This is a genomic window from Streptomyces barkulensis (assembly GCF_002843305.1).
GTDB classification, from domain to species: domain Bacteria; phylum Actinomycetota; class Actinomycetes; order Streptomycetales; family Streptomycetaceae; genus Streptomyces; species Streptomyces barkulensis.
The window spans coordinates 247,039-261,056 of sequence record NZ_PGSG01000009.1 but is presented as its reverse complement, the minus strand read 5'-3'; the positions used below and the strand labels follow the sequence as shown (position 1 = coordinate 261,056).

Here is a 14,018-nt window from a genome sequence, read left to right as displayed (position 1 = left end):
GCAGTCGTGAACGACCGACAGGACCCGTACGGGCCGGGGGACCCGTCGCAGGCGAGCGGCCACGTCTACGGTTACGACGAGTACGGGCGGCCGGTCTACGACGAGCAGGGCCCCGGGGCGCCGCACGGGGACGCCTCGTACGACCCCTCGTACGGCTCCGCGTACGGACAGACCCATCAGACGGGGCAGCGGCCCGCGTACGACCAGTACGGCACCGGCGCGTACGGCACGGGGTCCTACGACCCGGGCACGTACGCCCCCGGCTCCTACCCCGCCGATCCCCACGCCGGGGGAGCCCGGACCGAATACGCGCCGGACGCGTACGCCCAGGACCCCTACGCCCAGGACCCCTACGCCCAGGACCCCTACGCCCAGAGCCCCTACACCCAGGGCTCCTACACCCGGGACCCCTACGCTCCCGGCCCCCAAGGCGGCGGGTACGACGGGCAGGACGGCCGGTACGGCGACCGGGACACCTCCGCCACCGGGCGCCAGGAGCCGGTGACGCGGACGTGGATCCCGCAGCAGGCCCAGGAGCCCTGGTACGAGGAGCGGTCCGCCGGGCACGCCGAGCCGGCCGGGGCCGGCGACGCGCCGGAGCCCGGGCCCGGCGCGGGTCGCGGCACCACCGCCCCCACCGGCGCCGATGCCGACGAGTACCGCACCGAGGAGTTCTCCTTCGTCGAGGAGCAGGACGAGGAGTCCGAGGACGTCATCGACTGGCTGAAGTTCTCCGAGAGCCGCACCGAGCGGCGAGAGGAGGCCAAACGCCGGGGCCGCAACCGCACGGTGGCCCTGGTCGTCGCGCTCGCCGTGGTGCTGACCGGCGGCGTCGGCTGGCTGTGGTGGGCGGGCATGCTGCCCGGCACCTCCGGGGACGGCGGGGCCGGCGAGGCTGCCTCGGGCGCCCAGAAGCGCAAGGTGATCGTCGTCCACCTGCGCGACATCGACGACGGGGAGATGTCCACCGCGCTGCTGGTCAACAACGAGACCGCGGGCAGGGGCACCACCGTCCTGCTGCCCAACTCCCTGGTCGTCGCCTCCGGCGGCGCGGGGGAGGGGACGACGCTGGGCAAGTCCTTCGAGGCCGAGGGCGCGGCGGCCACCCGCGACGCGCTGGGCCTGCTGCTGGGCACCGACATCAAGGGAACCTGGCGACTGGACACCCCCTACCTGGAGAACTGGGTCGACCTGGTCGGCGGCATCTCCCTGGACGCCGACGCCACCGTGCCCGGCGCGAAGAAGGGGGACGATCCGCCGGTGCGGCGGGGCAAGGGGCGCGACCTGGACGGAAGGGCCGCCGTCGCCTACGCCACGCACCGGGCCGAGGGCGAACCGCAGACGAAGCAGCTCGCCCGGTTCGGGCAGGTCCTGCGGGCCACGCTGGAGAAGATGTCCGACGATCCGAAGACCGCCACCGGCACGGTCCGGGCACTGACCCAGATCCTCGACCCCTCACTGACCGACGGACAGCTCGGAGCCAGCCTCGCCTCGCTGGCCGGATACGCCAGGAAGGACGCCTACGGCACCGAACTGCTGCCGGTGGAGGCGGACGGCACGCTCAGCGACGCCACCAGCGAGGGCCTGGTGAAGGACGTGCTCGGCGGCACGGTGAAGAACACCGACCCCGACGCCACGCCGCGGGTGAGCCTGAAGGACGCCACCGGTGACGAGAAGGCGGCGAACAACGCCCGGGTGGCGCTGGTCAACGGCGGCTACACGGTGGTCGGCGGAGGCAGCGCGGACTCCGCGCGGGCCACCACCCGCGTGACCTACTCCGATGCCGGGGACAGAGCCAGGGCCGAGGAGGTCGCCAGAACGCTCGGTCTGTCCGGGAAGGCCGTGACCGAGGGCAAGGGCGCGGCGAACGCCGACATCACGGTGGTGCTCGGCCGGGACTACGAGCCCGGGGGGTCGTGAGACCGCGGGCGGGCGCGGCGGGCCGGCGGGGGAGCCCGGTGGTCCGGCGGGGGAGCCTCCGCCGGGCCCGACGGAGCCGGTCCGCGGCGGGTCGTGAGACCCTGGAGGGGTTGTAGACCACCGACCGAAAGCGTTGCCTGTGACCGCCACGGACCGCTCCATCGAGCTGATCAACGCAGCAGCCCAGGCTGCCGCCGACAAGCTCGCCCACGACGTCGTCGCGTACGACGTCAGTGATGTGCTCTCCATCACCGACGCCTTCCTGCTGGCCTCCGCGCCCAACGACCGCCAGGTCAAGTCGATCGTCGACGAGATCGAGGAACGGCTGCAGAAGGAGAAGGGCGTCAAGCCGGTGCGCCGCGAGGGCGAGCGCGACGGCCGCTGGGTCCTGCTGGACTTCGTCGACATCGTCGTGCACGTCCAGCACAGCGAGGAGCGGGTCTTCTACGCGCTGGAGCGCCTGTGGAAGGACTGCCCGGAGATCGACCTGCCCGAGGAGGCCAAGGCCACCCGGGGCAAGGGCGAGGGCGAGGGCGAGGCCGCCGCGGGCGAGGGCGGTGAGCTGAGCTGAACGGACGCGTGGCGGGACGCGGCCGCCGCATCGTGCTGTGGCGGCACGGGCAGACCGCGTGGAACCTCGAACGACGCTTCCAGGGCACCACGGACATCGAGCTGACCGAGGCGGGCCTGGAGCAGGCCCGCCGTGCCGCGAGGCTGCTCGCGGCGCTCAGGCCGGACGCGATCATCGCCTCCGACCTGAAGAGGGCCGTGGACACCGCCGCCGAGCTGGCCTCGGTCACCGGCCTGGAGGTCACCCGCTACGAGAGCCTGCGCGAGACGTACGCGGGCGTGTGGCAGGGGCTGACGCACGAGGAGATCGTCGAGCGCCACGGCGAGGAGTACGCCGCCTGGAAGCGCGGCGAGCCCGTGCGGCGCGGCGGCGGCGAGCTGGAGACCGAGGTGGCCGACCGCGCGGCGCCGGTGGTCGAGCGCAACGCCGACAAGCTGCCCGACGGCGGGGTTCTGGTCGTGGTCAGCCACGGCGGCACGATCCGCACCACCATCGGCCGTCTGCTGGGCCTGGAACCGGGCTCGTGGGAGTCGCTGGGCGGGCTGACCAACTGCTGCTGGTCGGTCCTGGGCGAGGGGGCGCGCGGCTGGCGGCTGCTGGAGCACAACGCCGGAACGCTTCCCCAGCCGGTCCTCGGCGACGACGTCTGACACGCTCCGGAGGCCGGCCCGGGATGGGCCGGCGGCGGACCGGCGGCGGACCGGCGGCGGATTTCGCATTCGGGCAGGCCACCGGTTAAGCTTCTTCCCGTTCACGGCACCGCGGTGAAAGCGGCGGAGCCGGAGCGTTGGGGCTATAGCTCAGTTGGTAGAGCGCTTGCATGGCATGCAAGAGGTCAGGAGTTCGATTCTCCTTAGCTCCACACGAGCGAGAGATCCCGTCCCCCACCGGGGGGCGGGATCTTCGCCTTTCCGGCGGGGGCGTCCCGGAGCGGTGCGGTGAGGGGGAAGCGGAACCTCGTCGCACGCGTTCGCGCCCTCCTGCCCGCGGACGGAACATGGCAGAATCGGAGCGCCGGACGGGCCGCTGCGCGCAGCGGGAGCCCGCCGGGGCGTTCGGAGACATCGAGGACGGCAGAGACAGCGGAGGGGTTCCCCACGTGCGCACGCCTGCGGTCACGGCTGGAGTTGACTGACGGAGATGGGTGCACACAGCAGGAAGTGCGACTGGTGCGGCAGCGGGACCCCGATCGTCCGCGACATGGAACCGGTCAACACGGCGTACCAGTACTGGTGCGCCGAGTGCGCGCGGGCGCTGATCATCAAGGGCGACCCGATCGAGACCTACCGCGAGCTGGAGGGCGAGCCGATCTACGGCCGGCTCCTGGAGGAGCACTGCACCCTCAAGCGCTTCTACTCCTTCGTGGCGGCCTGACCGTCGCCCGCCCGCGCACGGGCTCGTGAGGCCGTACGGGCCCTGGGCGCGGGGAGGGCGCCGGAGAATCCCGGCGGCCCCGGGTACGGCGCGGGCCGCCGCAGCGCGCGTGCCGCCAGGACGGCGGCGAGGGCGAGCAGCACCGCGCCGGCCGCCGGATAGACCGCGGACAGCACCGTCTGCGCACCACTCTGCCGCAGTTCGAACCGCTCCACGGGGGAGCCGTGCGGCACCCACCACAGCGCGTAGGAGCAGAACAGCAGCGTCACCAGCGTCGTACCCGTCCACCACGGCGCACTGCCGCGGCGCAGCGCCTCCGAGCCCAGCAGCAGCACGGCGGGCACGCACCACACCCAGTGGTGCGACCAGGAGACGGGGCTGACCAGCAGCGCGGTGCAGGCGACGCAGACGGCGGCCCAGGCGTGCGCGGAGGGCAGCCGGCGCGGGCCGGCGAGCACGGCGGCCACCGCGACGGCGAGCCCCGCCACGGCCGCCGCGACGGCGAGCACCGTCCAGCCGGCGCCGGGTTCGGCCGTGTGCAGCAGCCGCGCCAGGACGCCGCGCAGCGACTGGTTGGCGGTGTCCTCGACCCGGCCGACGCGCTCGGGGGAGAAGACCGCCCCGGTCCAGAAGTTCCGGGAGTCCCGCGGCAGCACCAGCGCCGCCAGCACGACCGTCCCGGCGAACGCGCCCGAGGCCACGGCGGCCCGGCGCAGCCAGTCGTTCCACAGCCGCACCGGGCCGCCGGAGAGCCGCCTTCGCCGCCGGGCCAGGGTCAGCCCGCACAGGGCCAGGAACACCGCGAACAGCGCGGGGGTCAGTTTGATCCCGGCGGCCACCCCGATGCCGACGCCGGCCCAGCGGTGGCCGGAGCGCCGGGACAGATCCCACAGCACCAGCACCGCCAGCAGCAGGTTGATCTGGCCGTACCGCAGCGTCGTCCACACCGGCTCGCACCAGACGGCGATCGCCGACAGCGCCAGGGCGGCGGCCGGGCGGGGAAGGTTCAGCGGACGTCCGGTCAGCCGCAGCGACAGATGGACCAGGGAGACCAGCAGGGCGAGGTTCGCCCCGGTCGCCAGCAGCCGCATCGCCGGCACATCGACCAGGGTCAGGGGTATGAACAGCAGCGCGGCGAACGGCGGGTAGGTCATGGGCAGTTCGGCGTGCGTGGCGCGCATCGCGTACAGGTCGCCGCCGGTGCGGGCCGTCCAGCCCTCGGCCCGGTAGACCATCAGGTCGATCATGGAGACGTTCGCCGCGCTCTGGGCCGCCAGGAAGGCGGTGAAGGAGAGCAGGCAGAACACGGCGGCGAGCCGTGTGGACCGCTTCAGCAGATACGCCCGTGCCGCGGGGAACCGGCGGTCGGCGGTCAACTGCAGCGTACTCACGGGCGGCTCCGGGTCCTGGGTGTGACGGTCCTGGCGGCGGCGGTCGTCGGGTCGGGCGGGGCGGTCGGGACCTTCCACGGCCGGCCGTGTACATGGACGTGCGCGCGGGCGCGGCCGGTTGCCCGGGCGCGGCGGGCGGGTGCGTACGGGCGTGGGAGTACGACAGTACCCGGACGGCCGTGACCTACCCGTTATGGGATTTGGCGAAGGACGCTCACGGGCGTGTACAGTAGGCATCGCCGCCGCGGGGGACCGCAGCGGAGGCAACAAGGGGCTATAGCTCAGTTGGTAGAGCGCTTGCATGGCATGCAAGAGGTCAGGAGTTCAATTCTCCTTAGCTCCACACTGGGAGAGCGGGTCGTCCGGAAGGGCGGCCCGCTCTCGTCCGTCCGGGCCCCGGACGGTCGCCGGAGCGGGGAAGGCCTTGCGGTACCCTGACGGCATGCGTGCCGTACGCCTTCTGCTTAGCGGGCCGCGCTGAACCAGCGCCGACCCTCCGGTCCCGGTTCCGGTGAGGTCGGAACCAGCGCGGCGTCCCCTCCTGTGCGAGGGGCCTTTTCGTTTACGGGCCGTGAGCCCTCCCGCGGGCAGACGACGACCGATGGAGCTTAGAGGACGATGAGCGAGACCACCGCCGCCGCGGAGACCGCGGCCCCCCATCGCTACACGGCCGCGCTGGCCGCGGAGATCGAGGCGCGCTGGCAGGACTTCTGGGACGAGCGCGGCGTGTACGAGGCCCCCAACCCCACCGGGGATCTGGCCGGTGACCAGGAGACCGCCGCCCTCCCCAAGCGCTTCGTCATGGACATGTTCCCCTACCCCTCGGGCGCGGGCCTGCACGTCGGGCATCCGCTGGGCTACATCGCCACGGACGTCACCGCGCGCTATCTGCGCATGACCGGCCACAACGTGCTGCACACCCTGGGCTTCGACGCCTTCGGCCTGCCCGCCGAGCAGTACGCCGTGCAGACCGGCACCCACCCGCGGGTGTCCACCGAGGCCAACATCAAGAACATGAAGGCCCAGCTGCGGCGACTGGGCCTGGGCCACGACCAGCGCCGGTCCTTCGCCACGATCGACCCGGACTACTACAAGTGGACCCAGTGGATCTTCCTGCAGATCTTCAACTCCTGGTACGACGAGGAGGCCGACCGGGCCCGGCCGATCTCCGAACTGGTCGGGCAGTTCGAGGCCGGTACCCGTCCCACGCCGGACGGCCGGGCCTGGAGTGAGCTGAGCGAGGCCGAGCGGGCCGACGTACTGGGCGGGTACCGCCTGGCGTACGCCTCCGACGCGCCGGTCAACTGGTGCCCCGGCCTGGGCACCGTCCTGGCCAACGAGGAGGTCACCGCCGAAGGCCGCTCCGAGCGCGGCAACTACCCCGTCTTCAAGGCCAAGCTGCGCCAGTGGAACATGCGCATCACCGCCTACGCCGAGCGGCTGCTGCGCGACCTGGACGCGCTGGACTGGCCCGAGGCGATCAAGCTGCAGCAGCGCAACTGGATCGGCCGCAGCGAGGGCGCCCGCATCGAGTTCCCGGTCGAGGGCGCCGGCGAGCGCATCACCGTCTTCACCACCCGTCAGGACACGCTGTTCGGGGCCACGTACATGGTGCTGGCGCCCGAGCACGAACTGGTGGACCGGATCGTCCCCGACGCCTGGCCCGAGGGCACCCACGAGGTGTGGACGGGCGGCCACTCCACGCCGTCCGAGGCGGTCTCGGAGTACCGCAAGCGGGCGGCCGCCAAGTCGGACGTCGAGCGGCAGGCCGAGGCGAAGGAGAAGACCGGTGTCTTCACCGGCGCCTACGCCGTCAACCCGGCCGGCGGCGAGCGGATCCCCGTCTTCATCGCCGACTACGTGCTGATGGGCTACGGCACCGGCGCGATCATGGCCGTCCCCGCGCACGACAGCCGCGACTTCGCCTTCGCCCGCGCCTTCGAACTGCCCATGCGCTGCGTGGTCGAGCCGACCGACGGCCGCGGCACCGACCCGGCCACCTGGGACGACGCCTTCTCCTCCTACGACGCGGCGATCGTCAACTCCACCGGTGTGGAGGTGTCGCTGGACGGTCTGGGCGTGACCGAGGCCAAGGCCCGCACGACCGAGTGGCTGACCGAGCGCGGCATCGGCGAGGGCACCGTCAACTACCGCCTGCGCGACTGGCTGTTCAGCCGCCAGCGCTACTGGGGCGAGCCGTTCCCGATCGTCTACGACGAGGACGGCGTGGCACACGCGCTGCCCGAGTCGATGCTGCCGCTGCAACTGCCCGAGGTCGAGGACTACTCCCCGCGCACCTTCGACCCCGACGACGCCGACACCGAGCCCGAGACCCCGCTGTCGCGGAACGAGGACTGGGTGAACGTCACGCTGGACCTGGGCGACGGGCGCGGCCCGCGCAGGTTCCGCCGCGAGACCAACACCATGCCCAACTGGGCCGGCTCCTGCTGGTACGAGCTGCGCTACCTGGACCCGCACAACAGCGAGAAGCTGGTCGACCCGGAGATCGAGCGCTACTGGATGGGTCCGCGCGAGGGGATGCCCACCGGCGGCGTGGACCTGTACGTCGGCGGCGCCGAACACGCCGTGCTGCACCTGCTGTACGCCCGCTTCTGGTCCAAGGTGCTGCACGACCTGGGGCACGTCTCCTCGGCCGAGCCGTTCCACAAGCTGTTCAACCAGGGCATGATCCAGGCCTACGTCTACCGCGACTCCCGCGGCATCGCGGTGCCCGCCGCCGAGGTCACCGAGCGCGACGGCGCCTACTGGTACAACGGCGAGAAGGTCGGCCGGACGCTGGGCAAGATGGGCAAGTCCCTGAAGAACGCCGTCACTCCGGACGAGATCTGCGCCGAGTACGGCGCGGACACCCTGCGGCTGTACGAGATGGCCATGGGTCCGCTGGACGTCTCCCGCCCGTGGGACACCCGCGCGGTCGTCGGCCAGTACCGGCTGCTGCAGCGGCTGTGGCGCAACGTCGTCGACGAGGCGACGGGCGAGGTCTCGGTCGTCGACGCCGGGCCGGACGAGGGGACCCTGCGCGCGCTGCACAAGGCGGTCGACGGGGTGCGGCAGGACATGGAGGGGCTGCGCTTCAACACCGCCATCGCGAAGATCACCGAGCTGAACAACCACGTCACCCGGCTGCGCGAGGTGCCGCGCGAGGTGGCCGAGAGCCTGGTGCTGCTGATCGCGCCGCTGGCCCCGCACATCGCCGAGGAGCTGTGGCGCAGGCTGGGCCACGACACCAGCGTCGTCCACGAGGACTTCCCCGTGGCAGACCCCCGGTACGTGGTGGACGAGACCGTGACCTGCGTCGTGCAGGTACGGGGCAAGGTCAAGGCCCGTCTGGAGGTCGCCCCGGACATCTCCGAGGCCGACCTGGAGGCACGGGCACTGGCCGAGCCGGCGATCGTCGGCGCGCTGGGCGGGGCGGGCGTCCGCAAGGTGATCGTGCGGGCGCCGAAGCTGGTGAACGTCGTCCCAGCCTGACCCGGGGTACCTGCGTCAGGCGGCGGCGGGCACCGCGGCTCACCGGCCGCGGTGCCCGCCGCCGTGTGCGTTCAGCCCGCCGCCGGCCCGGCGTCCGTTCCCGGGGCGGGCTCGGTTCCCGGCCCGGTTCCCGGCCCGGTTCCCGGCCCGGTTCCCGGCCCGGTTCCCGGCTCCGCCCCCGGCACCGAACGCGCCGCCATGGCGAGCAGTTCGGCCAGGTGCACGGCCTTCGTACGGGAGCGCGTACGGCGCAGTCCCTGCCGCAGTTGGCGCAGACACCCGGGGTTGACCGCCACGACGTAGTCCACGTCCAGCTTCCGCAGCGCCTCCAGCTTCGGGTCCAGCACGGCCCGGCTGTCGTCCGGCCGCAGCATCGCGTACGTGCCGGCGGCGCCGCAGCAGTCGCCCGCGCCGGGCAGCTCGACGTACTCGGCCACCGCGGCGACGAGTTCGCGGGGCGGGCGGGTCACGCCCAGGCCGTTGCGCAGGTGGCAGGAGTCCTGGAGGGCCACCCGCGCCCGGCGCCCGCCGACCGTGACCCGGCCCGAGGGCCGGTGGCCGGTGGCCTCCAGGTACTCGCTCAGCTCCCTGACGCGGTCGCGGCCCAGGTGGTGGGCGAGATGGGCGGCGCAGCCGCCGGAGGTGGTCACGACGGTGCCGGGCAGCCGCTCGCCGAGTGCGCGGGCCATCCCGGCGCCGGCGGCGGAGTCGCCGTTGTGGGCGTGCAGCGCGCCGCAGCAGCCCTGCCCGGAGGGGACGGCGACCTCCGGCCGCAGCTCGCGCACGGCACGCGAGACGGACGGGTACAGCCCGCGCTCGGCGCAGCCCAGCATCAGCGACACCGGCCGCTCCCGCTCCCCGCTCGCCGGACGGCGCTCCCGGGCGTGGCGCCGCACCAGCCCCTGGAGGCGCAGCAGCCACGACCGGGACACCGCGGCCATCAGCAGCCGGGCGATCAGGGGCCGGCCGCGCCCCTGCCACTGGTGGTCGCGCCACTGCTCCAGCAGCTGCCCGTACTCCACGCCCGCCGGACAGACCGGCTCACAGGCCCGGCAGCCCAGGCAGAACGACGACTCCTCGGCCAGGGTGGGGTCGTCCGGGGCGAGGTCGCCGGACTCCAGCGCCCGCATCAGGGTGATACGGCCGCGCGGGGAGGAGGGCTCCTGGCGGGTGAGGGCGTAGGTGGGGCAGGCGGGCAGGCAGAACCCGCAGGAGATGCAGCGGTCGAGCAGCGCCTTGTCGAAGACGCCGAGCCCTTCGTCCTGCCTGGCGAGGGGCTCGGGGGAGGAGGCGGGCTCAGGGAGCTCGGAGGAGGAGGCGGGATCGGAACGGGGTGCGGAGTCGGTCATCGGGGGTCCTCCGTGGACGCCCCCGCCGTCGGGCGGGGAGGAAGTCAGGATCCGAGCTTTCCCGGGTTGAGGATGCCCGCCGGGTCGAAGGCCCGCTTGACGCGGCGCAGCAGGGCGATCTGGTCGTCCCCGATCCGGTCGGCCAGGTAGGGCAGTTTTGCGGCGCCCACACCGTGCTCGCCGGTGATGGTGCCGTCCAGGGCGATGGCGGCCGCGAAGATCTCGGCGAACGCCCGGTGGGCGCGGTCGGCCCCCTCGCCGTCGTCGGGATCGAGTACGCAGGTGGGGTGGAGGTTGCCGTCCCCGGCGTGCCCGAAGGTGGCGATCCGCAGGTCGTGGCGGTCGGCGATCTCGTCGATGCGGTCCACCATCTCGGCGAGCCGGTGGCGGGGCACGGTGGCGTCCTCCAGGATCGTGAGCGAACCCAGCCGGGAGAGCGCCGGAAGCGAGCAGCGGCGGGCGGCGAGCAGGGCGTCGGAGCGGGCGACGTCCTCGGCGAGGGTGACCTCCAGGGCCCCGGAGCCCTCGCACACCTCCCCGATACGGGCGAGGGTGCCCGCCACGGTGCGCCTGGAGCCGTCGTCGCCGAAGATCAGCAGCGCCCCGGCGTCCCGCCGCAGTCCGAGCCCGGCGAACTCCTCGACGGCCGAGACGCACTTGCGGTCGAGGAACTCCAGTGTGGCCGGGACGATTCCGTCGGCGATGACGGCCGCGACGGCCCGGGAGGCGTCGGCGAGCGAGTCGAAGTAGGCGACTCCGGTGCCGGTCTCCTCGGGAGCCGGCAGCAGGGCCACGGTGGCCTCGGTGATCACCGCGAGGGTGCCCTCGGAGCCGGTCAGCAGCCGGGTGAGGTCGTAGCCGGCCACGTCCTTCCACAGCCGGCCGCCGGTGCGGATGACCTCCCCGGTGGGCAGGACGGCCTCCAGGCCGAGCACATGGTTGCGGGTGACGCCGTACTTCAGGCCGCGCAGGCCGCCGGCGCAGGTCGCCACGTTGCCGCCGACGGTGGAGACGGTGCGGCTGCCGGGGTCGGGGGCGTACAGCAGGCCCTCGCGCGCCGCCGCGTCCGCCAGCGCGGCGGTGGTCACCCCGGGCTGGACGCGGGCCAGCAGCTCGGCGGGGCTGACCTCCAGGATCCGGTCGAGCCGGGTGAGCACCATGACGATGCCGCCGCGCAGGGGCACGGTGGCGGCGCACAGGTTGGAGCCCGCGCCGCGCGGTACGACCGGCACGCCCCGCTCGGTGGCGTACCGCAGAACCGCGGCGACCTCGTCGGTGCTGCCGGGCAGCACCACGGCCCGCGGCCGGGCGTGGAAGAGGGGGGTGGCGTCGCGGGCGTAGGCGGTCAGCGCACCGTCATCGGTCCTGACGTGGTCGCGCCCCACGATGGCGGCCAGGTCACCGGCCAGATCCCCGGGCGGCTCCCCGGCCCGGCCCCCGGCCGGGCCCGTCTGCGCGTGTGTGTGCATCGGCGCACCACCATCCAGTCCGACTACGGGCGTGGACCGACGGTAGACCAGCGGGCGGACGGCGGCGAGAAGGCGGGCGGAGAAGGGGAGGCCGGGCCGCGCTCCGGGAGGCGGCCGGGAGACCGCCGGGCCCCTGCGGGACGGAAGAGGGGAGCACTCCGGGCCCGCCGGAACCCGGGACCGGCTCCGCGCGTTTACCCTGGGAGGACGACCGCCCCCTCCGGGCTCCGGAGGGCGGCGGCACACCGGCCGACGAAGGAGCGGAGCTGTGGAGTTCGTCATCGGTCTGCTGGCCTTCCTCTTCGTGCTCTTCGTCGTCCTCGGCGCGGTCGCCACGGTGAAGACCGTGCGGGCGGTCAGGCGCGGCGTGGAGCGGACGGGGCAGCAGGTGCGCCGTACCGTCGAGGAGACCACGCTCAAGGCCCGCAGCGCCCAGCCCGGTCCGGTGGGCGAACTGGCCCGGGTGCGGCTGGAACTGCGCGGTTCCCTGGACAGCACGCGCCGCGCACTGGAGAGCGGGACCCGGCACGACCCCTCGCTGAGCGAGGCGGCCGGCCTGCTCGACCGGCTCGACGAGCACGCCCGTCAGCTGGACGGCGAGCTGCGACTGCTGATGGAGCGCGAGCCGGACCGCTCCAGGATCGCCGCCCGGCTCCCGGACGCGCGAGAGCGCGCCGACCGCATCCGTGCCTCCGCGGACTCGCTGCGCTTCGCCGCACAGGACCGGGCCCGGCGGCACGACGAGGACGGACTGGCCGCGCTGAGCGATCAGATCGAGATCGAGGCGGGTGCGCTGCGGCACTGGACGGCTTCCGCCTCCGAGGCCGCCCCCGGGACCGCCGCGTCCGGGACCGCCGCCCCCGGCGCGCAGAGCCCGGAGGAGCGGCAGGACCCGGGCGCCGCGGACGCCCCCGGCGTGCGGACCCCGCAGGCGCCGGGCATCGAGGGCCCGAAGGGTGATCCGCAGGGCCGCACGGCGGACTTCGGCACCGACTTCACCAAGGAGTTCGGGCCGGACTTCGGCAAGGGCCGTCCCCAGAGCGCGTCGTGAACCCCGCGCGGTGCGCCGCCACCCGAACCGCACCACCGCGAAAGGCCGTTGAGTGAACCACCGGGCAGCGGGCCGCCGTACCGCGGACCGCGGCGCACCGCTCGCTTCACCGCGGCGAGGAAAGGCCCGGTAATCTCCGCCCCATGTCCCGCCATGTCGCGATCGTCACCGATTCCACGGCCTACCTGCCGCAGGCGGCACTGGAACACCACCGCATCGCCTCGGTGCCGCTGACCGTGGTGCTGGGCGACCGGGCGCTGGAGGAGGGCACCGAGCTCTCCGCCCGCTCGCTGGCCGAGGCCCTGCGCAAACGGCGGTCCGTCACCACATCCCGCCCCGGCCCGCAGGTGTTCGCCGAGGTGTACCGCTCCATCGCGCGGGAGCCGGGAGTGGAGGGCATCGTCTCCCTCCATCTGTCGGCCGAACTCTCCGGCACCTACGACGCGGCCGTGACCGCCGCGCGGGAGGCGCCCGTACCGGTGCGGGTGGTGGACACCGGCATGGTGGCGATGGCGCTGGGCTTCTGCGCCCTGGCCGCCGCCGAGACCGCCGAGGCGGGCGGCACGCTGGACGAGACGGTCGCCGCGGCCCGGAGGCGGGCCGAGGGGACTTCCGCGTTCTTCTACGTGGACACCCTGGAGTACCTGCGGCGCGGCGGCCGTATCGGCGCGGCCCAGGCCCTGCTGGGCTCGGCCCTGGCGGTCAAACCGCTGCTGGAGCTGGAGGACGGCCGTATCGGCATGCTGGAGAAGGTCCGCACCGCCTCCCGGGCCATCGCCCGACTGGAGGAGATCGTGGCGGAGCGGGCGGGCGGCGCCGGCGTGGACGTCGCCGTCCACCACCTGTCGGCCGCGGAACGTGCCGAGCAGCTCGCACAGCGGCTGCGCACCCGGCTGCCCGGGCTCGGGGAACTGCACGTCAGCGAGGTGGGGGCGGTCATCGGCGCACACACGGGGCCGGGGCTGCTGGGCGTCGTGGTGTCACTCCGACAGGTGACGGATTTGTCCACAACCGGCCGGTAGTCCACGGAGGAAAGCCGCGACCGGACGGGACGGGCACTCCCGCCTACCGTCGAGCGGCATGAGCACCCCACCACGCCTCCGACCGCGCACCTCCGCATCCCGCACCTCCGCATCCCGCGCCTCCCGCCCCTCGGGACGTCCGCCGCTGCGTCCTCTGGCGGCAGGTCCCGGGCGCCACCGGGGCCCCGGCGGAGCCGTCCCGTACGCGGGGCGGCGCGGACGCCGGCGGGAGATCCGGCGGGCCGCCGAGGCGGCACCCCTGCGGGCCCGCGCGGACGCGCTGCTCGGGAACGCCCCACCGGAGCCGGGGCCGGGGCCGGAGCCGGAGCCGGAAACAGAGCCGGGTGGGCCGGACACCGGCGGGGCGCCCGCCCCGCTG

10 protein-coding genes and 2 tRNA genes are annotated in these 14,018 nt (G+C 73.9%); 9 read left to right on the top strand and 3 right to left on the bottom strand.

Features of this window, described 5'->3' with window-relative positions; translation table 11 throughout:
* Positions 1–6 precede the first annotated feature (6 nt).
* From CUT83_RS02895 to CUT83_RS02875, 5 genes are all read left to right on the top strand, one after another.
* Complete coding sequence (locus CUT83_RS02895; RefSeq protein ID WP_240958157.1) at positions 7–1,920, top strand: LCP family protein; 1,914 nt, start codon at positions 7–9, stop codon at positions 1,918–1,920.
* 139 nt (positions 1,921–2,059) lie between these two features.
* Positions 2,060–2,491 (top strand): ribosome silencing factor, encoded by a 432-nt coding sequence (rsfS, locus tag CUT83_RS02890; RefSeq protein WP_101254270.1) that lies wholly within the window; start codon positions 2,060–2,062, stop codon positions 2,489–2,491.
* A gap of 8 nt (positions 2,492–2,499) precedes the next feature.
* Entirely contained in the window at positions 2,500–3,141 is a 642-nt protein-coding gene (locus CUT83_RS02885; protein ID WP_240958156.1) for a histidine phosphatase family protein, read from the top strand.
* Positions 3,142–3,280: 139 nt separating this feature from the next.
* Positions 3,281–3,353: transfer RNA gene (locus CUT83_RS02880), tRNA-Ala, on the top strand.
* A gap of 278 nt (positions 3,354–3,631) precedes the next feature.
* Positions 3,632–3,865, top strand: coding sequence for a hypothetical protein (locus CUT83_RS02875; protein ID WP_101254268.1), 234 nt, complete (start codon positions 3,632–3,634; stop codon positions 3,863–3,865).
* On the opposite strand, the gene CUT83_RS02870 is transcribed toward CUT83_RS02875, so the two are convergent.
* Complete coding sequence (locus tag CUT83_RS02870; protein WP_240958176.1) at positions 3,844–5,247, bottom strand: glycosyltransferase 87 family protein; 1,404 nt, start codon at positions 5,245–5,247, stop codon at positions 3,844–3,846. The two genes, CUT83_RS02875 and CUT83_RS02870, sit on opposite strands and share 22 nt — an antisense overlap.
* A 279-nt stretch (positions 5,248–5,526) precedes the next feature.
* Between CUT83_RS02870 and CUT83_RS02865 the strand changes: the two genes are divergently transcribed.
* Both CUT83_RS02865 and leuS read left to right on the top strand, forming a co-directional pair.
* A tRNA-Ala gene (locus tag CUT83_RS02865) sits at positions 5,527–5,599 on the top strand.
* A gap of 275 nt (positions 5,600–5,874) precedes the next feature.
* Entirely contained in the window at positions 5,875–8,748 is a 2,874-nt protein-coding gene (gene leuS / locus CUT83_RS02860) for a leucine--tRNA ligase (RefSeq protein ID WP_101254266.1), read from the top strand.
* A gap of 71 nt (positions 8,749–8,819) precedes the next feature.
* On the opposite strand, the gene CUT83_RS02855 is transcribed toward leuS, so the two are convergent.
* Positions 8,820–10,097, bottom strand: a complete 1,278-nt coding sequence (locus CUT83_RS02855) for a (Fe-S)-binding protein (protein ID WP_101254265.1) — start codon at positions 10,095–10,097, stop codon at positions 8,820–8,822.
* A gap of 44 nt (positions 10,098–10,141) precedes the next feature.
* Positions 10,142–11,566, bottom strand: a complete 1,425-nt coding sequence (locus CUT83_RS02850) for an FAD-binding oxidoreductase (protein WP_101254264.1) — start codon at positions 11,564–11,566, stop codon at positions 10,142–10,144.
* 268 nt (positions 11,567–11,834) lie between these two features.
* Here CUT83_RS02850 and CUT83_RS02845 point away from each other — a divergent pair, with 268 nt between their 5' ends.
* Positions 11,835–12,617, top strand: coding sequence for a hypothetical protein (locus CUT83_RS02845; RefSeq protein ID WP_240958155.1), 783 nt, complete (start codon positions 11,835–11,837; stop codon positions 12,615–12,617).
* 143 nt (positions 12,618–12,760) lie between these two features.
* Positions 12,761–13,639: a DegV family protein gene (locus CUT83_RS02840; protein WP_101254263.1), complete on the top strand. Its 879-nt coding sequence runs from the start codon at positions 12,761–12,763 to the stop codon at positions 13,637–13,639.
* Positions 13,640–14,018: the final 379 nt, after the last annotated feature.